Source organism: Pseudomonas sp. OF001 (assembly GCF_904426495.1).
Lineage (GTDB): Bacteria > Pseudomonadota > Gammaproteobacteria > Pseudomonadales > Pseudomonadaceae > Geopseudomonas.
Map to the genome: position 1 here is coordinate 14,527 of NZ_CAJGBM010000009.1, position 15,128 is coordinate 29,654.

Consider the following 15,128-nt stretch of genomic DNA (forward strand, 5'->3'; position numbering starts at 1 on the left):
CCCTTCAATCGCCAGTCCAGTGACCGCGCAGCCCGTGCCGCCCGTTGTCACCCTGATAGTCCTGCTCGGCGCCGGCCTGTGCCGGCCGGTTCGCCGCCTGCTGCCTCTCCAGCCTGAGCGCCCGGCCCAGCTGCAGCACCAGCTCCTCCAACTCCAACCTCTCGCCCGTCGCTGCATCCACGAACCCAGATCCGTGGCACCCATCGCAGGGCATCTCGTAGAACAGGCCCTTCACTACCCCGCGCCCCTGGCATGCCGGACAGGCTGCCAGCAGGCGCGTGTGCTTCTCGAAGTCAGGCCCGTGCCGCTTCACCGGCTGCCCTCCTGGCCAGCTCGTCCTCGATGTAGCGCAGGTGCCGCCTGGCTGTAGCGATCGCCGCGTCAGCCTCGGCCAGCGCCCTCGCGTCCCTGCGCCCAGGCAGCAGCCGCGCCCGCACCTGACCACTGCGCCGCCCTGCCCCCTTGCTCACCACCACGCCAGAGGCCGCCGCGCGCTGCTTCCACAGCTTGTCCTGCTCCGCGCGCAGCTCCGCCTGCAGCTGCTCAAGCTCGGCCAGGCTCTTCCGCTCCAACCCGAACATCATCAACTCACGCACGCACCACCTCCGTAACGGCTCGAATGTCCACCCGTACCGACCCGCCGCCGATCACCTCGCCCCTCACAATCCGCAGATCATCGATCTGGCTGTCGTCCTCGATCACCCTGCTGTGCACCAGAGCGTCCAGCAGCCCCTTCAGCAGATTGTCCAGATCGCGCCGGCGGCGATCCGGCGGGAATGCCGAGACCACAACGCCAACCCGCCCGGGAACTAGCCGCGCGCGCTGGATCATGCACTCGGTCTCCACCTCCCGCCGGTACTCGCGCCCGCGCCGGCTAAGCAGCGTCTGGCTGCCAACGTGCCGGTAGTAGGTGTTGTTGCTCGGCGGCCACGGGAGCACCAGGGTCAGGCCCTGGCCCGCAGCCGCTCCACTACCAACTCCAGCAGCGCCGCTGGCACGCTGGCCAGCAGCTCCCTCCCCTTCTGCTGCTTCTCCCGCTCGCCCAGCGCCTGGCACTCCCACCGGATCCGGCAGGCCAGCAGATCGGCCGCCTGCGCGGCACGCTCCGAAGCATCCTGCGCACCCCTGCTGCATGCATTGCTCACTCACGAGCACCTCCCGCGCAGCCAGACTCGTGCTGCTGATCGGGGAATGCGCCGCACCAGCCGCAGGGCGGAACGATGGCGTCAAGCGCCGGATAGACAGCCTCGGCCAGCTCTCCGCTCTGCTCGATGCGCTGCTGACGCGGGCTATCATCGGGCGGCCAGATGGTCACATCCTCGGCCTCGCCCTGGTGGCGCAGCTCGTTCGGCCAGCCAGCTGGCGGCGGGTTGCGAAACGGCGGTACCTGGGCGCGCTTGAATGTCACAGCTGCGATGCTCTCCGGGTTCCACCCGTCGCGCTCCTGCGGATCAATCAGTCGCTCCTGGTGCGCCGCCTCGCCCATCAGCGCGAAGTACGCAGCGCCATCCTCATAGCTGTCCGCCCGGAACGCACCCTGCTGGCTGCGAACCGCCTTGAGGATGGCCATGAACAGCCAGCCCTGTTCCTCGGTCAGCGCCTGGCCGGTGATCGCGTAGAAGGCGTTCACCGTCGCGCCCATCGAGCGCTCGCCATCCGGCTTGTCGTATGTGCTCGCACGGTCTTTCATGTGGCCGATGCCGGCCTCGAGGATCTGCTGTGCCTTCACTCGGTCTTCTCCTTCCGGTCGATTCGATTGCTCCCCAGCAGCGGCAGCTGCCCGGGCGCCAGATTCCAGTCCACCACCAGGGCGCACTTTCCGTTCGTGCACTGGCGGGCGCTGAGGCTGCGCAGGTCGCTCATGGGCTCGCCGCAGTCCGGGCAGGCGCGGCCCCGGCCGTTGTCGTGGCTCATGCAGCCCCCTTGATGGTCATGATTCCGGCGCGGATCAGGGCCTGGTGCGTTTCGGCAACAGCGCGCAGCATGTCGCGCCAGTCGATTTCCCCCGCCCCACGCCCGTCGATGGCGTCGTGGCAGGCGCTGCAGGCGTAGACCGCCACGGTATCCAGCCCCTTCATGCCGACGCCCTTGGTGCCGCACGGCAGATGCGCCAGGACGGTGGTTTCCGGGTTCCAGTTGCAGACGCCCGGCAGGCGGACCGCGCAGTCCTGGCCGCGAGCGGAGTCGCGCAACTTCTTGCTGGCGATGCGGCTCATACCGCCACCCCGCGCACCTGCCGGCGCAGCGCCGCCAGCGCCGCCCGGCCAACCTCAGGCGTCGACACGCTCACGCTCTCCGGCAGCGCCTTCGGAATCTCCCGCAGCGGCTCGCCGGCCAGCAGCATGCGCACCGTCACCGCATAGGCCCGCTCGAACAGCTTGCGGCTCTTCTCCTCCGACAGGCTGCGCAGCTCGTGGAAGCCGGTTTCGCAGGCCGCGTGGTGCACAGCCGGATGGCTCCAACGCTGGTCGGCAGCCGGGTGAGCGTTGCGGCAGGCCTCCCGATAGGCCTTCTCCACGGCCGGCAGGCCCAGCGCCTCAGGCGACGCGCCAGTGCACAGGTTGCGGAAGTCCGGGGCGCTCGGCGGCCACTCGTCACCGCGAGCCACCAGCGCCGCCAGCCCCTCGGCGATCTGCTGGCCAGTCAGTCCGCCCAGCGTTGCCGCCCAGGCGTGGCTCTGGTCAGCCGACACGCCGAAACTCGCCGTCCAGCGGTGCCCGTACATCTCGGTCATCTTCAGCCACAGGTTGTCCAGCAGCCCCTGTCGCAGCTTCTGCGGCTGCTCGGGCTTCGATGGCGGCACGGACTTGGTCAACGGCCGACGCACGGCCTGCTGCGCGAGATTGCTGGCTGCTTGCATGGACTTTCTCCGGGAACAGGCCGGTCCACCCGTTGGCGATGGACAGGTGCAGAACGTGATCAGGGTTCGGATGGGCTTCGAGCTGCTTCGCCTGGTGGCGGCAACTAGCGGCGGTCAGGGGCTTGCGGATCTCGCGGCGGTGCTGGCACCAGTCGGCCCAGGCATCCGGGGAGACGCTGGCAGGGCGAGCAGTCATCGGGTCGAACTTCGCCGCCTTCGAAGCACGCGGCGCGCACGCGCCCTGCTCTTCCTGACTGGTCTCCTGATTGGTTACCTGACTGGTATCCTGATTTGTCGGAGATTTTTCCGACCCCTCTCGGATATTTTTCCGACCTACCTCGGATTTTTTTCCGACCCCTCTCGGATTTTTTTCCGAGGCACAGACCCCAGAGGTCGGATATTTTTCCGACCCATCGACCTTGCGATTCCACTCGCGGCCCTTGTCAGTCAGACGCACCAGAGTGATGCCGGCGGTGTGCGACAGCTCAATCACGCCAGCGACCTCCAGCTGCTTCAGCAGGCGATAGGCCGTGTCCGGCTTGTCGGTCAGCAGCGGCAGCTCCTCGAGGATCTTGGCCTTGCTCAGGGCGTAGAAGATCCCGCCCTCAGTCCGCACCGGCTTGGCCCAGCTCGGGCACTCGTAGACGAATGCGAACAACAGCGCCTGCTGAGCGTTCAGACCCCATTCCAGCGCCTTGACCTGATTCATCGTGATGGTGAATTGCATGTCAGGCAGCCGCCTCCATCTGGTAGGCAGCCCACAGCCCAGCCACCCACTGCAGCCCCTTCGGCGTGAAGCGGGCCTGCGTGTACGCGTGCTGGTTGTGCTCGTTGGTGCCGGTCTTCACCTGGAAGCGCCCGGCGTCGATATGCTGCTGGTACGGCGTCAGCGTGCCGCCCAGGTAGTACATGACGCCCTTGTCCAGCAGCAGCTGGCGGAAGCGGCGCTCGTTGGCCTTCAGCAGCTTCGCCGCCTGGCGGAAGCTCATCGATCCGGTGTTCTCGACGTACTGGTCGACGAAGGCGGCCTTCGGTGCGGCGATGGCCAGGGCGGCCTGCTGCTGCTCGATCTGCTCAGCCTGGTCGGCGGCGAGGCGCAGGGCCTCGGCGAGGGTCTGCGGGACGCGCGGCGCCTGCTGGGCCTCCAGCTCGTTCAGCCGGCGGATCACCTTCAGGCGCAGCGGGACGCTGTAGCCGGTCAGCAGCAGCTCAGTCATCTCGCGGGTCATGTGAATGACCGCAACGTAGCCGCGGCCGTCGACCTCCTCGCGAATGTCATGGCTCAGATCTGAGCCATCTTTCTCCAGCTCACCACGCATTGCGCGGATGTCGCGGATGACGTTCTTGTGCTCCTTCCCGGTCAGCTCCGCAATCTCGCGGCTGCTCATCGTCACGTTGCGCGCCACGTTTTCGGCAATCGCATTTCGTGGCGCGGGGTTGTTGATTTCGAGGGGACTCATTACACTCTCCCTTGCATGTTGTGGCGCATTGCGCGCCGTTGAAGAACCCGCCCCGCCAGGCGGGTTTTTTATTGCCTGGCGTCAGGCCTTCCGGACCGACTCCTTGAACACCTCGAGGCTCTGCACCACCTCCTCCGCCTCGCGCAGCAGCTGAGCCTTCTCCACGCTGGTAACCCGGCCGTCGGCCTGGGCATCCACCGCCAGGCGCGCCACGTCGCCCAGATCGGCATGCAGGCGCAGCAGCGCGTCATTGATCGTTGCCCCCTTCGGCTCTTCGCGATCCACCAGCTGGAAGCCGAACTCCTCCACCAGTGCCGACAGGACGCGACGACGCCCCTCCACCTGCAGGTGTGTCAGCACTTGGCAGAGCATCTCGATGTTCATCTTGTGCGCCTCCCGGTTCGGGTTGGCGCAGTCCAGAAGACGGGTGCGGTTCACACCCATGCGGCGGGCCAGCTCGGTGCCGCCCTCGGCGATCACTTCGTCGTGGATCGCGCGCTCGAATCGTTCCATCTCGCGAACTCCCCTTTCCTTTCGCGTGGCGCCCTGGTCGTCCCTGGGCGAATCTGTCATCACTGGATCAGCCGACAGGGATGAACCCCATGCACCAGCCGACCTTTCTGGATTCCCGGGCGAGCACGTCGCCCCTCGGCGGATCGTTGCGCCATGGCAGCGGCGGCACTCGGCCGCGTGGGCTGCCTGATGGGCTAGTGGGTGGTTTTCTTCGGGGAGGACTCGGACAGCAGCCAGGCTGCCTCGAACGGCTCGCCACGCTCGGCGGCAGCAGCCGCAAGGCGCTCCGCGTAGTGGGTTTCACCGGTGTACTCGGTGCGCGGTAAAGAGCCGGCCGCAATCCACTTGTAAATGGCGCGCTGGCTAACGCCGCAGACGAACGAGGCTCGCGCGACTCCTCCTGCCCGGACGATTGATTCCTTTAGCGCGCTCATCAAATGGTGTCTCCGACCAACATATTGAACTTTCGGTACATCTTATGGCGGAACTGAAAGTACATGCAAGGCCGTGCGAAATTGAACGCATGGTTCAGACCGAAGAAGTGCGCAAAGAATTTGTCCGGAGGCTCAAGCAGGCACTGGCGGAAGCTGGCATTGCCGAATGGGGCGCTGGCGTTCGCCTTGCAAATGTCACGGGGGCCACCGCTAAAGCCGCGAGCAAGTGGCTGAACGCCGAGTCCATGCCCGGTCGGGCCAACATGCTGGCCATCGCCGAGTGGCTTGGCGTGCGCGTCGAGTGGCTGCAGTACGGCGAAGGCGATGCTCACCAAGCCGCCGCCGAGCCGGCCCGCCCCGAGCAGGGCGATGCGCAGCCGCCAGCCAGGCGCGCCACTATGCTCGCCGCGCTGGCCACCCCGCGCTCACAGGAAGCGCTGGAGCGCATAGCCAGGGCCGCCAACGAAGGCCGCCTGACCGAGGTGGACCTGATCCTGCTGGAGCAGATTGCCTCCCGATTCGAAAGCAGCGCGGGCACAGAGGGCGAGCAGACCTCTACCGCCAATGGAAACCAGCGCCTCAAGGAGCGACTGCGCAACAATGATCCAGGTACTCAGCGGTAGCGCCTACGCTGGCGAACTGCGCGCGCCGCACTCCCGCGGCATCAGCCCGATTTTCCGCGGCAAGATCAACATCGGCGAAGGCTCGCATCGCTGCTACATCAAGCCTATGCCCGACGCAGTCAAGGCGGGCGGCAAGATCGTCGAGAACCGCGAAGTGCTCAGCGAGGCGCTCGGCTACACCCTGGCCAGGGCCGCCAAATACTCGGTACCGGCCGCCGCCGGCATCATTGTGCTAAACCGCGAGCAGATCCCCGCCGCCGTGCTCGAGCACCTGCGCGAAATTACCCCCGGTGGCCTGCAGCGGGACTACCTCGCCTGGTTCAGCCAGGACATGCAGCACCCCAGCCTGCTCAAGCGCCACATCCAGGATGCCCCTGGGCATCTGCAGGAGCGCCAGGTCAGGCGGCTTGCCCAGAGCCTGGCCGGCCATGCCGACACGGCAGCCATCGTCACCTTCGATGAGTGGACGGAAAACAGCGACCGCAACCTCGGCAACCTGCTCGAAGCGGCCGACGGCAAGCTTGCCCTGATCGACCACGGGCGCCTGTTCCGCCTGCCGGCTTGGCAACCGGCCTCGCTCTCTACCAGCGGACTGCCGCTGCGCAACGTGATCCGCGAACTGGTCGACAAATACGTGCAGCACTGGAGTGAGAAGACGCCCACCAAAGCGGCACGCGCCATGGCCTACAATGTTCTGGCTGGAGCCTGGCGCACGGAAGGCGCTGCGGCAGCTCGCCAAGTTCTGGCAGAATTCCTGGACACCGTGGACATCGACCATGTGCTCGACTTCCTCGAGGCGCGGTTGGAGCCGGCCCATTACAACAAGGCAGTAGGTCTCCTCGTATGAGCATCGCCGCTCGAATACGCTCGAAGCTGAGCGATCAGCCCTCACCACCACAGGTCACCGGACAGTGGCGAAGCATCAGCCTGTGCCTGGACGAGGACGCTGGCGAGTTCTTCAATGTCGGCGTTCTGTTCGTTTACGGCCAGAAGGTCGAAGTGCGCATGCTCGACAGCTTCGAGCGCGTCAAGTGCCTGTTCGATGCCCGGGTGAACCCCAACGACCTGGCGCGCCTGCTGGACGATATCGAGTCGACCATCTACCACATGGGCTCCGACCTGCCGAACGAGCTGGGCAACACCATCCGTCTCGGGCCGCCGCTGTACGCCGCCGGCATCAGTGCAGAATCCGTTGTCGACGAGTTCTTCGCCGATGTGGTGACCCTGGGTCGGCCGAAGCCGGGCGCCCATCAATACCCCTTCCGCTACCAGTCGACCCCGCGGATCCGCAGCAACGTGTTCGACCTGATGAAGGAGCGCATGCACATGCAGGCCTCTCGCATTATCCAGGAGGAGCGCTACGTGCTCCCGATGCGCAGTGGCCACCGGGTTGAAATGGACGTCCCGCTGCTCAGCGCCAGCGCCGCCGGCACCGTGGTGTCCGGCTGGTACAAGAGCCCTCTGGTGGTGGAAAACAACCTGCTCCAGGCATCGGCCGACCTCAACCTGATCCGCAGCAACAGTGACCGCGTCGCAGCCATTTCCGTCCTTGTCCCCGGCAAGGACAGCGGCCTGAACGCCAAGGAATTCAACAAGCTGGACAGCGCCACCCAACGGCAGCTTGACCGGATCCGCCTGACCGGCATCGAGGTGCTTGACGCCGCCACCACCGCCGAGCTCGCCGACAAGACCATCGGCTGGTGGCGCGAGCGCTGCGCCTGACCGCCACCCATGACGCTATCCCCCGAAGAGCAGCGGATCATCGATGCGGCGATGGGTTTTGCGCGCGCTAACAAGAAGGCCATCGCCCGCCGCTTCACCGACCGCACCATCTACCTGCCCGAAGATGATCCGGTTTCGGTATTCATGGCCGGATCACCGGGCGCAGGGAAAACTGAGGCGTCCATAGCGCTGCTAAAGCAATTCGGCGTGCCAGTGCTGAGGATCGACCCTGACGAGCTTCGCAGCGAGTTCGCCGAGTACTCGGGCGGCAATGCATGGCTCTTCCAGGGTGCCGTTTCCATCCTGGTGGAAAAAATCATCGATTTCGCCATCAAGCAGCACCAGTCCTTCCTGCTGGATGGGACGCTGACCAACATCCGAATCGCCCGCAGCAACATCGAGCGCTCCCTGGGTCGAGGAAGGGTCGTGCAGATCCTCTATGTCTATCAGGAACCATTGCTAGCCTGGCGGTTCGTCCAGGCCCGCGAGGCCAGCGAAGGCCGCAGAATCCGGCCAGAGCATTTCGTCGAACAGTACTTCGCAGCGCGTGACGTGGTGAACCAACTCAAGCTAGAGTTCGGCAAGCAGATCCATGTCGACCTTCTCGTCAAGAATAACGACAACTCGGCCCGCAGCTACAAGGCCGGCATTGACCAGATCGACTACCATGTACCAGAGAAACACACCCGGGCTGCCCTCGAGAGAAAGCTCGGAATCCTTCAGGGTTGAAGCCATGAAAGTGACCACCAAGCGTAGCGCCGCCGGCCATATCGACCGTCTGTCCTTTGCGGACTTTATCCGTAACGCCAAGTCTGACGAGAAGAAGCGCGTCTATCGCATCGCCCTTGATGAGGCGACCAAGACCCAGAACGATCTGCTCGCCGAGTTCCACGCCAAGCAGCGCGCCTAGCCTGTCGAACCCGTTGAATATAAGCCCCGCCACCCCGCGGGGCTTTTCGTTTCCGCCGCTCTACGCGACCGCCTCAGCCTCCCCCACCTCGGCCTCGATCTCCTCCTGCTGATGCCGCGTCCACTCCTCGGCCACACTGGGGTTCTCGAGGATCTGCTGCTCGATGCGCAGCGTCTCCCGGTACTCGTGGGCCTCTGCGGTCATCGTCCAGTGCGCCTCGATGCCCAGGGCCTCCAGCTCCTGGCGAATATCCTCCAGGCCGAGGCGGAAGAACTCCTTGCGCGGGTTAACCTTGTTCACCTGCTGCCGCAGGAAGTGGCGGTGCAGAGTCTTCTCCAGCCCCGGGGCGTCATCGCTGAAGATCATGGCATGCACGTCGAAAGCAAACGGCACGCTGGCGTCGCCCAGCTCGCGGATTCGGTCGGCTGGCTCCAGGCGCCGGGTCATGCCGATCTTGAATACCTCCTCGCCGAAGGAGCCGATGTTGGAGATCACGTAGACGTGGCCGGAGCGGGTCTGCTGGGCCATCGATAGGGCGCGCTGGTTCTTCTCCTCGGCCGCCTGCAGCTTGCCCTGCAGCTCCAGCAGCCTGGCTTCGAAGTCGGCGCGCTGAGCCTCGTTGGCCGCCTCTACCTGCTGCTGGACCTTCTCCATGGCCTTGCGCAGCATCTCCTCCTCCTTCGCCGCCTCCTTGGTCGCCCGCTCGTACTCGCGCCGCGCCTTCTCCTCCTCGCGGATCTGCTCGCGCAGGCGCCGCTGCTCGTCGCGCTCCTGGTCCTTCAGCGCCTGGGCGGTGGCCGCCCACTTCAATTCGTCCAGCCGGGCGGCCAGATAGCCGTCGGTGATCCGCGCATCCCTGAACGCGGCGCCGTTGTGGTTCACCAGGTAGAAGGCGTCGCGGATCGCCTGCTCCAGCTTGCCGTGGTTGTCGGCCTTGCTGCGCGACAGGATCGAGTCCACCTTGCCGTTGAAGGCGTCGACCACGAAGCGAATGGCGGTCTCGCGACGCTCCGGCTCCACGTACTCGCAGGTCGCCGCCAGCCCGTTCTTGACCATGCTGCGGCTTGTGTCCCGCGCCGCCTTCAGCTTCTGGCCGGCCTCGGCGAAGCCGAACTCCTCGGCCAGGTCGTCCAGCAGGTTGTAGGTCGGCACGATGTAGTCGTCGCCGTAGCCGTTGATGATGTTCTTCATCGCCAGCGCGGTGCGGGTGAACTCCTGGGCCCGGTTCATCGCCTTGTAGGCGTCGCCGGCAATCTCCTCGGCGCGCTGCCGGGCGAGCTGGACGATCTTGTCGGCCTCGCCCCCGGCAACCTCCAGGCGCTGGTTGGCTTTCTCGATCCTGACCTTTGCGGCCTGGGCTGCCTCGCGCCGAGTTTCGGCCGCTTCCTCCTCGGCCCGCGCGCGCATCATGTTGGCCTCGTCGATCAGGCTCTTGGCCATGGCTTCCGTGTCCACGATCCCCTGGTACTTGGCTAGCGCCTCCAGTCGCCGCCGCAGATCGGAGCGCTCGGCCTCGAAGCTGGCCACCTCGGAGCTGCGGAGCTTCAGCAGGTGCGCGATCTTCTGGAGCAGTCCGGCCTTGGCTTTCTCCAGCTGTTCGATCTGCGCACCCATGCGAACCTCTTCCGTGATGAGGTCTTCGATATCGCTCAGAAGCTCCGAGATTTCGGCATTCTTGCTCGCGATGTCGCCAGCTAGCGCCGACACCTGGCTGCGCAATCCGGCCAACTCGACCTCTTGGCGATAGACCTCTTCATTCCTTTCGTCCAGCGACGCCGCCAGTGCCTTGATTCGTTTCGTCGATGCGTTATGGGACTTCGCCCAGAACAAGACGACTCCGATCAGGGCAACGATCAACAGGAACTCCATCAGCATCCTCCTTGATTGAGCCCGCCTGCATCGCGCGGCAGCCCTAGATATTCGGCTCTGGATCATATCAGCCAGCCCTGCCAGCCATCACCCCGCCAGCCAGCTTTCGTCCCGGCCTAAGTCGCCCTAACGAAATATGTACTTTTGGTTCTTGACCTGATTTGTACTTTTGGTTCAGTATTGCCTCAACGCCGCTGAACACCAACGGCAGCCCCTGAAAAGGGGGGAGCGCAGAACACCGCGCAGGCCAGAACACCGGCCAGAGGCAGCACAACCGCCTCACCCGCTCTTTCAAAATTCGACGTTACCCACGCGGCCTACCGGACAACCCGGTGGTGAGAAAGCTAAACGGCCGCCCATGCAGGCTCTGGATACCTGCCGGACTCCCAACATCGGGAGGACGCCAAGCCATGCAAGCCAGTCGGGGAGACGCCAGTAGCTGACCCGGCCAGAGAGAGGACTCCGGCACAACGCATGGCCTGGAACAAACACCACAGGAGGAACCACCCCATGAAGGACTGAGCCCAGCCGGCAGACGGGCCTGCAACTCGCGCAGACCTGCCCCACGCAGCCGGCCACCAGGCGCTGCAGGAGATGCGCGTTTCACAACATGAGCCAGAGACCTGCGGCGCCGCTGATAGCGCCGGCAGCGAGGAAGCGCCACGGCCACACCGAATGAAGCCAGCCGCTGGGATCAGCCCCGGTATCTGGCGCAGCCGATTCCCGGCAGCCGCTTCACCGAGGCGGCTGCCGCGGGAATCCACTGGAAGGAGCACGAAATGGCCCAGTTCAACATCGAGGCATACCTCAAGCAGGGCAAGCGCGTCAGCTGGCTGGCCATCGCCGACGACGGCGAGACCCTGAGCGACGTATGCGCCCAGGTGAAGCAGGCAGCCACCAAGCAATTCGGCCTGGCGGCGCCGCTCCGCCGCTGGAGCGTCATGCAGGCCAGCAACGGCTGCATCACCGTGACCATGCAGCTGTGATCGTCGCCCGGTTCGCCGGGCATCCCAACAGCGCATTCCCACGAGTGCGCTGTCGGGATCACCAACCACACAGGAAGCACCACATGAGCGAGTTCAAGAAAAACCAGCCGGTGAAGTTCACCAACCCGCGCGGCCAGATGAAGACCGGCAAGTACCTCGGCGAGGTCAACACCGGCGCCGGCCGCGGCCAGGGCGTCTACGCCCAGGTCGAGGTCGACGGCAAAACCCTGAAGGTGCGCCCGAGCAAGTTGCGGGCCGCCTGATCTGCACCAGGTGCCCGGCTCGCCGGGCGCTTCGCGGGATGGCCTTCGACAAGGGCCATGCCGGAAGCACACCCCAACCCCACGAGGACACCCCATGTTCGGGAAACTGTTCGGCAAGAAAGGCCGCGAGGCCCGCCAGGCCATGGCCAACATCGAAAACCGCGACCTGATGCAGGCCTGCGTCTACGGCTGCTTCTACATCGCCAGCGCCGACGGCGACATCGAGCCTGCCGAGATCGACAAGATCGACCGCCTGCTGCGCAACGCTCGCCAGCTGCAGGGCTTCGGCGCCGAGCTGGGCCAGACCATCGACCGCGCCAAGGCCGATTTCAACGAGGGCGGCGCCCGCATCATCCGCATGAACGCCGAGCGCGAGCTGGCCGACCTGGCCCACGACCCGGCCAATGCCGAGGTGGTCCTGAACTTCATGATCACCGTGGCCGAGGCCGACGGCGAAATCGAGGAGCCCGCCGAGACCACCGTCCTCGAGCGTGCCGCGGCCAAGATGAACCTGCGCCTCAAGGACTTCCTGTGATGGCATGGATCGGCCGACTGCCCAAGCGCATCGGCCTGTTCCGGTTCTTCCTGCTGTTCGCAGGCCTGGTCATGCTGGCCGGCCTGCTGGGCGGATACGCGATCGGCCGGATCGACTGTGCCATCTACGGCTACCAGACCGAGCGCGAGACACGCCTTGCGGCCTTCGCCGGCTGCCTGGTGCGCGTCGATGACGGCTGGGTGCCGCGCGGCGAGCTCCGCATCCTGCAGTAACCGCCCGCCCCGGGCGAACCGGGGCATCCGGGAGCGCCTTCCAGCGAGGGCGCTGCCGAATCACACAACGACCATGGAGGTCACGCAATGCTCATCATCACTCGCCGCGTAGGCGAAACCATCTTCGTCGGCGACGACATCAAGGTCACCGTCCTGGGCGTCAAGGGAAACCAGGTGCGTATCGGCGTGGAAGCGCCGAAGGGCATCGCCGTGCACCGCGAGGAGATCTACCAGCGCATCCAGAAGGAGAAGGACGAACACGAGGTGGCCGCATGATCAACCAGACCCACATCGTCATCGACCTGGAAACCATGGGCGTCGGCACCAACGCCGCCATCGTGTCCATCGGCGCCGTGCGCATCGAGCGCGGCCAACACGCCGCCGGGTTCTATCGCCGCGTCGACCTTGCCAGCAGCCTCGCCCACGGCGGCACCACCGACGCCAGCACCATCAGTTGGTGGCTCAAGCAGAGCCCCGAAGCACGCGGCGAAGTCGACGGCAGCGAGCACCCGGCCAACCTGTACGACGTCCTCTGGAGCCTGCGCGACTTCATCCAGGCGCGCGACGAGCCGCGCCTCTGGGGCAACGGCGCCACCTTCGACCTGCGCATCCTTGGCGAGGCCTACGACGCCTTCCACGAAGGGCGGCCCTGGGATTTCCGCCTCGAGCGCGACCTGCGCACCATCCTCGAGCTGTACCCTGAGGCCAGGGACGTCGGCGAGTTCGAGGGCATTCGCCACCACGCCCTGGCCGACGCCTGTCACGAGGCGAAGCAGCTGATCAAGGCCATTAAGCTCCACCAGAACCGCCAGCCGCAGGCCGCTGCCGAGGCGGTGAGCGCATGACCCGCATCACCGTAGTCATCGAGGACCATGCTGAGGGCATCCACCTCGGCCAGCAGTTGGCCGGCGGGCGCGTCGTGAGCGTGCAGCAGGGCGACCACAGCGGAGCGGTTGAAACGCTGGTGAGCCTGGCCGACCCGAAGCTCACGCCATCGGATGGCGATCCTGCCGTGCTGCGTGAGATCGCGCGGGCAGCGCTCGGCACGGCCAGAACCTGACCATCCGTTCCCACCCTGCGGGCCAGCCGAGCAGTCGGCTACACAGGGCGTCGCGCTCAACCCGATGCGCGGCAATCGAGAGCATCAGCATCTTCTGGCAACCCTCGAAGGTGCTGATGACAGAAAAATCGGGCAGCCGGGCCACCACGGGGCCTCACGCGCGACTCATCCGGCGCGGGCGGTAGCGGATGCCGAGTCACCTGCGGGTGGTATCGGGAAGGACTGGATGAGCTAACAGCCGCTGCTGCTGGGCAGCGTAAGCGATGACTGCTGCGACCGGAGATCAGCGCCGGCCAGTCCTTCCCGATGCCTCCCGGCATCACCACCGGCAGAACTGCCCTGCCACGACCCCGACTGGACGGCCGGGGCCGCTTGAATAACCGACGCCGGCACGGGGGGCAGCAGCCGGCACCCTCCCTTCCCCACCACTGCCTGCATGGGCAGGCGCCCGGCAGATGGGCAATCCCGCCTCAGGTGGCGCCCGGCTCGGCGGCCGGGTGCCGGGCGTCTCCCCATGCAGGCCGCACCAAGGACGACGACGATGAAACTTCCCAAGCAGATCACCATGAAGCAGTACCTGCACGTTCAGGAGCGGAGCGACGGCCAGCCCTCGTTCATGCTGCTCTTCAGCGACTACACCGGCCGCCCGGGCTTCGAAGAAATGGCGTGCCTCGGCCTCGTCGAATTCACCGTCGACGTGCCGCATGTCGACCCCATCGCGAAGCTGATCGAGGGCCTGGAGCGCCAGATCGAGGCGGAGCGCGTTGGCAGCCAGCAGCGCATCAACATCCTGCTCGACCGCCTCAGCAAGCTGCAGTGCCTCGAGCACAAGCCGGAGGGGGAGGCATGAAGACCATCACCTACACCGCCAGCTCCGAGCTTGGCGCCCGCTCCCTGGCCGTGCAGGACGGTCACCTCGGGGAGCCGCTCAAGGTCTCCATCACCGGTGACGGCTATGCGCTGACCTACCAGCGCAAGAGCCGCGCAGCCGTGCTGTTCGAGCTGCGCTGCCGCAAGGTGCGCAAGTTCCTCGAGGGCTTCGCCCATCGCCGCGTCTGCGACCAGCAGAGCGCCATCCTGCGGGCCATGCGATGAGCCGCCGCCAGCTGCGCCTGCAGCGCGCCGCCCGGCGCCGGATGCTCGGCATCATCGCAACCACCACCGCCGGCGCCGCCTGGCTCTGCTACAGCGGCCTGGCCGGCGCCATCACCACCTGACGGAGCCCAGCATGACCAGCGAGGAACTCGAAGCCCTGCGCCTCCAGTACCTGGCCCAGGGCGGGCAGATCGCCGAGCCCTCGGCGAAGCCCTCCAAGGGCCGCCCGCTCGTTGCGGACGAGGAAGCAGCAGCGGCAGAGATCAGGCGCCGCGCCGCGGCAGGCGAAGGCATCACCGCAATCGCCAAGGCAATGCGCCACTCCACCCGCACCATCAACGCCCTGGCCAACAGCCACGGCATCGTGATCGCCAGCAACAACGCGGCCAGCACCATCGAGCGCAAGCGCCGCCAGCGCGCCGCCCTGGCCCCCAAGGTCCAGCGCATGGCCAACCGCGGAATGATCCAGGTGGACATCGCCGCCACCCTCGGCATCACCCGCTTCGACGTGCGCCGCATCGCCCGCGAGTACGAGATCAACATCAACAGCCGGGCGCGCTGACGC

Annotated in this window: 29 protein-coding genes; 16 read left to right on the forward strand and 13 right to left on the reverse strand. The window is 66.0% G+C overall.

Annotated features, from left to right (window positions below; genetic code table 11):
* Positions 1–4: 4 nt before the first annotated feature.
* From RA210_RS06640 to RA210_RS06690, 12 genes are all read right to left on the reverse strand, one after another.
* Positions 5–235 carry a hypothetical protein gene (locus RA210_RS06640; protein WP_201485820.1) on the reverse strand — a complete coding sequence of 77 codons (231 nt, stop codon included), beginning with the start codon at positions 233–235 and terminating at the stop codon, positions 5–7.
* A gap of 58 nt (positions 236–293) precedes the next feature.
* Positions 294–596 carry a hypothetical protein gene (locus RA210_RS06645; RefSeq protein WP_201485821.1) on the reverse strand — a complete coding sequence of 101 codons (303 nt, stop codon included), beginning with the start codon at positions 594–596 and terminating at the stop codon, positions 294–296.
* A complete protein-coding gene (locus RA210_RS21735) occupies positions 589–939 on the reverse strand; it encodes a RusA family crossover junction endodeoxyribonuclease (RefSeq protein ID WP_236574653.1) in 351 nt (116 codons plus the stop codon). Before RA210_RS21735 ends, RA210_RS06645 begins: the two co-directional genes overlap by 8 nt.
* 5 nt (positions 940–944) lie before the next feature.
* Complete coding sequence (locus RA210_RS21740; RefSeq protein WP_236574655.1) at positions 945–1,145, reverse strand: hypothetical protein; 201 nt, start codon at positions 1,143–1,145, stop codon at positions 945–947.
* The gene (locus tag RA210_RS21745) at positions 1,142–1,729 is read right to left on the reverse strand and encodes a DUF6378 domain-containing protein (RefSeq protein WP_236574657.1); all 588 of its coding nucleotides are present in this window, start codon (positions 1,727–1,729) and stop codon (positions 1,142–1,144) included. Before RA210_RS21745 ends, RA210_RS21740 begins: the two co-directional genes overlap by 4 nt.
* Entirely contained in the window at positions 1,726–1,914 is a 189-nt protein-coding gene (locus RA210_RS06660) for a hypothetical protein (RefSeq protein ID WP_201485822.1), read from the reverse strand. The genes RA210_RS21745 and RA210_RS06660 overlap by 4 nt, the downstream gene beginning before the upstream one ends.
* Positions 1,911–2,216: a nuclease domain-containing protein gene (locus RA210_RS06665; RefSeq protein ID WP_201485823.1), complete on the reverse strand. Its 306-nt coding sequence runs from the start codon at positions 2,214–2,216 to the stop codon at positions 1,911–1,913. The genes RA210_RS06660 and RA210_RS06665 overlap by 4 nt, the downstream gene beginning before the upstream one ends.
* A complete protein-coding gene (locus tag RA210_RS06670) occupies positions 2,213–2,692 on the reverse strand; it encodes a replication protein P (protein ID WP_236574658.1) in 480 nt (159 codons plus the stop codon). The genes RA210_RS06665 and RA210_RS06670 overlap by 4 nt, the downstream gene beginning before the upstream one ends.
* Entirely contained in the window at positions 2,682–3,587 is a 906-nt protein-coding gene (locus RA210_RS21750) for a phage replication protein (protein WP_236574660.1), read from the reverse strand. The genes RA210_RS06670 and RA210_RS21750 overlap by 11 nt, the downstream gene beginning before the upstream one ends.
* A gap of 1 nt (position 3,588) precedes the next feature.
* Complete coding sequence (locus RA210_RS06680) at positions 3,589–4,320, reverse strand: phage antirepressor KilAC domain-containing protein (protein ID WP_201485825.1); 732 nt, start codon at positions 4,318–4,320, stop codon at positions 3,589–3,591.
* Between the two features lie 81 nt (positions 4,321–4,401).
* A complete protein-coding gene (locus RA210_RS06685) occupies positions 4,402–4,833 on the reverse strand; it encodes a phage regulatory CII family protein (protein WP_201485826.1) in 432 nt (143 codons plus the stop codon).
* Between the two features lie 194 nt (positions 4,834–5,027).
* A complete protein-coding gene (locus RA210_RS06690; protein WP_201485827.1) occupies positions 5,028–5,267 on the reverse strand; it encodes a hypothetical protein in 240 nt (79 codons plus the stop codon).
* 89 nt (positions 5,268–5,356) lie between these two features.
* Here RA210_RS06690 and RA210_RS06695 point away from each other — a divergent pair, with 89 nt between their 5' ends.
* The 5 genes from RA210_RS06695 to RA210_RS06715 are packed head-to-tail and all read left to right on the forward strand — an operon-like array spanning position 5,357 to position 8,522.
* Positions 5,357–5,890 (forward strand): hypothetical protein, encoded by a 534-nt coding sequence (locus RA210_RS06695; protein ID WP_201485828.1) that lies wholly within the window; start codon positions 5,357–5,359, stop codon positions 5,888–5,890.
* The gene (locus RA210_RS06700; protein WP_201485829.1) at positions 5,868–6,737 is read left to right on the forward strand and encodes a hypothetical protein; all 870 of its coding nucleotides are present in this window, start codon (positions 5,868–5,870) and stop codon (positions 6,735–6,737) included. Before RA210_RS06695 ends, RA210_RS06700 begins: the two co-directional genes overlap by 23 nt.
* On the forward strand, positions 6,734–7,612 hold the full coding sequence (locus RA210_RS06705) for a hypothetical protein (protein WP_201485830.1): 879 nt from the start codon (positions 6,734–6,736) through the stop codon (positions 7,610–7,612). The genes RA210_RS06700 and RA210_RS06705 overlap by 4 nt, the downstream gene beginning before the upstream one ends.
* A gap of 9 nt (positions 7,613–7,621) precedes the next feature.
* On the forward strand, positions 7,622–8,341 hold the full coding sequence (locus RA210_RS06710; RefSeq protein WP_201485831.1) for a zeta toxin family protein: 720 nt from the start codon (positions 7,622–7,624) through the stop codon (positions 8,339–8,341).
* Positions 8,342–8,345: 4 nt separating this feature from the next.
* Positions 8,346–8,522, forward strand: coding sequence for a hypothetical protein (locus RA210_RS06715; RefSeq protein ID WP_201485832.1), 177 nt, complete (start codon positions 8,346–8,348; stop codon positions 8,520–8,522).
* Positions 8,523–8,582: 60 nt separating this feature from the next.
* Here RA210_RS06715 and RA210_RS06720 read toward each other — a convergent pair whose 3' ends face one another.
* Positions 8,583–10,136 carry a DUF4041 domain-containing protein gene (locus RA210_RS06720; RefSeq protein WP_201485833.1) on the reverse strand — a complete coding sequence of 518 codons (1,554 nt, stop codon included), beginning with the start codon at positions 10,134–10,136 and terminating at the stop codon, positions 8,583–8,585.
* 1,034 nt (positions 10,137–11,170) lie between these two features.
* Between RA210_RS06720 and RA210_RS06725 the strand changes: the two genes are divergently transcribed.
* The 11 genes from RA210_RS06725 (at position 11,171) to RA210_RS06770 (ending at position 15,125) form a co-directional block, all read left to right on the forward strand.
* A complete protein-coding gene (locus RA210_RS06725) occupies positions 11,171–11,377 on the forward strand; it encodes a hypothetical protein (RefSeq protein WP_201485834.1) in 207 nt (68 codons plus the stop codon).
* An 83-nt stretch (positions 11,378–11,460) separates the two neighbouring features.
* On the forward strand, positions 11,461–11,640 hold the full coding sequence (locus RA210_RS06730; protein WP_201485835.1) for a hypothetical protein: 180 nt from the start codon (positions 11,461–11,463) through the stop codon (positions 11,638–11,640).
* 94 nt (positions 11,641–11,734) lie between these two features.
* The gene (locus RA210_RS06735) at positions 11,735–12,175 is read left to right on the forward strand and encodes a tellurite resistance TerB family protein (RefSeq protein WP_201485836.1); all 441 of its coding nucleotides are present in this window, start codon (positions 11,735–11,737) and stop codon (positions 12,173–12,175) included.
* Entirely contained in the window at positions 12,175–12,408 is a 234-nt protein-coding gene (locus RA210_RS06740) for a hypothetical protein (protein WP_201485837.1), read from the forward strand. The genes RA210_RS06735 and RA210_RS06740 overlap by 1 nt, the downstream gene beginning before the upstream one ends.
* An 87-nt stretch (positions 12,409–12,495) precedes the next feature.
* Positions 12,496–12,684, forward strand: coding sequence for a carbon storage regulator CsrA (gene csrA / locus RA210_RS06745; protein ID WP_201485838.1), 189 nt, complete (start codon positions 12,496–12,498; stop codon positions 12,682–12,684).
* Positions 12,681–13,253, forward strand: coding sequence for a 3'-5' exonuclease (locus RA210_RS06750; protein WP_201485839.1), 573 nt, complete (start codon positions 12,681–12,683; stop codon positions 13,251–13,253). The genes csrA and RA210_RS06750 overlap by 4 nt, the downstream gene beginning before the upstream one ends.
* Entirely contained in the window at positions 13,250–13,468 is a 219-nt protein-coding gene (locus RA210_RS06755) for a hypothetical protein (protein ID WP_201485840.1), read from the forward strand. Before RA210_RS06750 ends, RA210_RS06755 begins: the two co-directional genes overlap by 4 nt.
* Before the next feature lie 541 nt (positions 13,469–14,009).
* Positions 14,010–14,318: a hypothetical protein gene (locus tag RA210_RS06760; RefSeq protein ID WP_201485841.1), complete on the forward strand. Its 309-nt coding sequence runs from the start codon at positions 14,010–14,012 to the stop codon at positions 14,316–14,318.
* Positions 14,315–14,563, forward strand: a complete 249-nt coding sequence (locus tag RA210_RS06765; protein WP_201485842.1) for a hypothetical protein — start codon at positions 14,315–14,317, stop codon at positions 14,561–14,563. Before RA210_RS06760 ends, RA210_RS06765 begins: the two co-directional genes overlap by 4 nt.
* Complete coding sequence (locus RA210_RS21975; RefSeq protein WP_268932776.1) at positions 14,560–14,685, forward strand: hypothetical protein; 126 nt, start codon at positions 14,560–14,562, stop codon at positions 14,683–14,685. The genes RA210_RS06765 and RA210_RS21975 overlap by 4 nt, the downstream gene beginning before the upstream one ends.
* 11 nt (positions 14,686–14,696) lie before the next feature.
* The gene (locus RA210_RS06770) at positions 14,697–15,125 is read left to right on the forward strand and encodes a hypothetical protein (protein WP_201485843.1); all 429 of its coding nucleotides are present in this window, start codon (positions 14,697–14,699) and stop codon (positions 15,123–15,125) included.
* The last annotated feature ends 3 nt before the right edge of the window (positions 15,126–15,128 follow it).

Coding starts and splice junctions, on each gene's coding strand:
- RA210_RS06750 (WP_201485839.1), top strand. CDS start 12,681: ATGATCAACCAGACCCACATCGTCATCGACCTGGAAACCATGGGCGTC.
- RA210_RS06660 (WP_201485822.1), bottom strand. CDS start 1,914: ATGAGCCACGACAACGGCCGGGGCCGCGCCTGCCCGGACTGCGGCGAG.
- RA210_RS21750 (WP_236574660.1), bottom strand. CDS start 3,587: ATGCAATTCACCATCACGATGAATCAGGTCAAGGCGCTGGAATGGGGT.
- RA210_RS06760 (WP_201485841.1), top strand. CDS start 14,010: ATGAAACTTCCCAAGCAGATCACCATGAAGCAGTACCTGCACGTTCAG.
- RA210_RS06740 (WP_201485837.1), top strand. CDS start 12,175: ATGGCATGGATCGGCCGACTGCCCAAGCGCATCGGCCTGTTCCGGTTC.
- RA210_RS06730 (WP_201485835.1), top strand. CDS start 11,461: ATGAGCGAGTTCAAGAAAAACCAGCCGGTGAAGTTCACCAACCCGCGC.
- RA210_RS06690 (WP_201485827.1), bottom strand. CDS start 5,267: ATGAGCGCGCTAAAGGAATCAATCGTCCGGGCAGGAGGAGTCGCGCGA.
- RA210_RS06710 (WP_201485831.1), top strand. CDS start 7,622: ATGACGCTATCCCCCGAAGAGCAGCGGATCATCGATGCGGCGATGGGT.
- RA210_RS06700 (WP_201485829.1), top strand. CDS start 5,868: ATGATCCAGGTACTCAGCGGTAGCGCCTACGCTGGCGAACTGCGCGCG.
- RA210_RS06705 (WP_201485830.1), top strand. CDS start 6,734: ATGAGCATCGCCGCTCGAATACGCTCGAAGCTGAGCGATCAGCCCTCA.
- RA210_RS06770 (WP_201485843.1), top strand. CDS start 14,697: ATGACCAGCGAGGAACTCGAAGCCCTGCGCCTCCAGTACCTGGCCCAG.
- RA210_RS21975 (WP_268932776.1), top strand. CDS start 14,560: ATGAGCCGCCGCCAGCTGCGCCTGCAGCGCGCCGCCCGGCGCCGGATG.
- RA210_RS06695 (WP_201485828.1), top strand. CDS start 5,357: ATGGTTCAGACCGAAGAAGTGCGCAAAGAATTTGTCCGGAGGCTCAAG.
- RA210_RS06665 (WP_201485823.1), bottom strand. CDS start 2,216: ATGAGCCGCATCGCCAGCAAGAAGTTGCGCGACTCCGCTCGCGGCCAG.
- RA210_RS06720 (WP_201485833.1), bottom strand. CDS start 10,136: ATGGGTGCGCAGATCGAACAGCTGGAGAAAGCCAAGGCCGGACTGCTC.
- csrA (WP_201485838.1), top strand. CDS start 12,496: ATGCTCATCATCACTCGCCGCGTAGGCGAAACCATCTTCGTCGGCGAC.
- RA210_RS06725 (WP_201485834.1), top strand. CDS start 11,171: ATGGCCCAGTTCAACATCGAGGCATACCTCAAGCAGGGCAAGCGCGTC.
- RA210_RS06765 (WP_201485842.1), top strand. CDS start 14,315: ATGAAGACCATCACCTACACCGCCAGCTCCGAGCTTGGCGCCCGCTCC.
- RA210_RS06680 (WP_201485825.1), bottom strand. CDS start 4,320: ATGAGTCCCCTCGAAATCAACAACCCCGCGCCACGAAATGCGATTGCC.
- RA210_RS06735 (WP_201485836.1), top strand. CDS start 11,735: ATGTTCGGGAAACTGTTCGGCAAGAAAGGCCGCGAGGCCCGCCAGGCC.
- RA210_RS06685 (WP_201485826.1), bottom strand. CDS start 4,833: ATGGAACGATTCGAGCGCGCGATCCACGACGAAGTGATCGCCGAGGGC.
- RA210_RS06755 (WP_201485840.1), top strand. CDS start 13,250: ATGACCCGCATCACCGTAGTCATCGAGGACCATGCTGAGGGCATCCAC.
- RA210_RS06715 (WP_201485832.1), top strand. CDS start 8,346: ATGAAAGTGACCACCAAGCGTAGCGCCGCCGGCCATATCGACCGTCTG.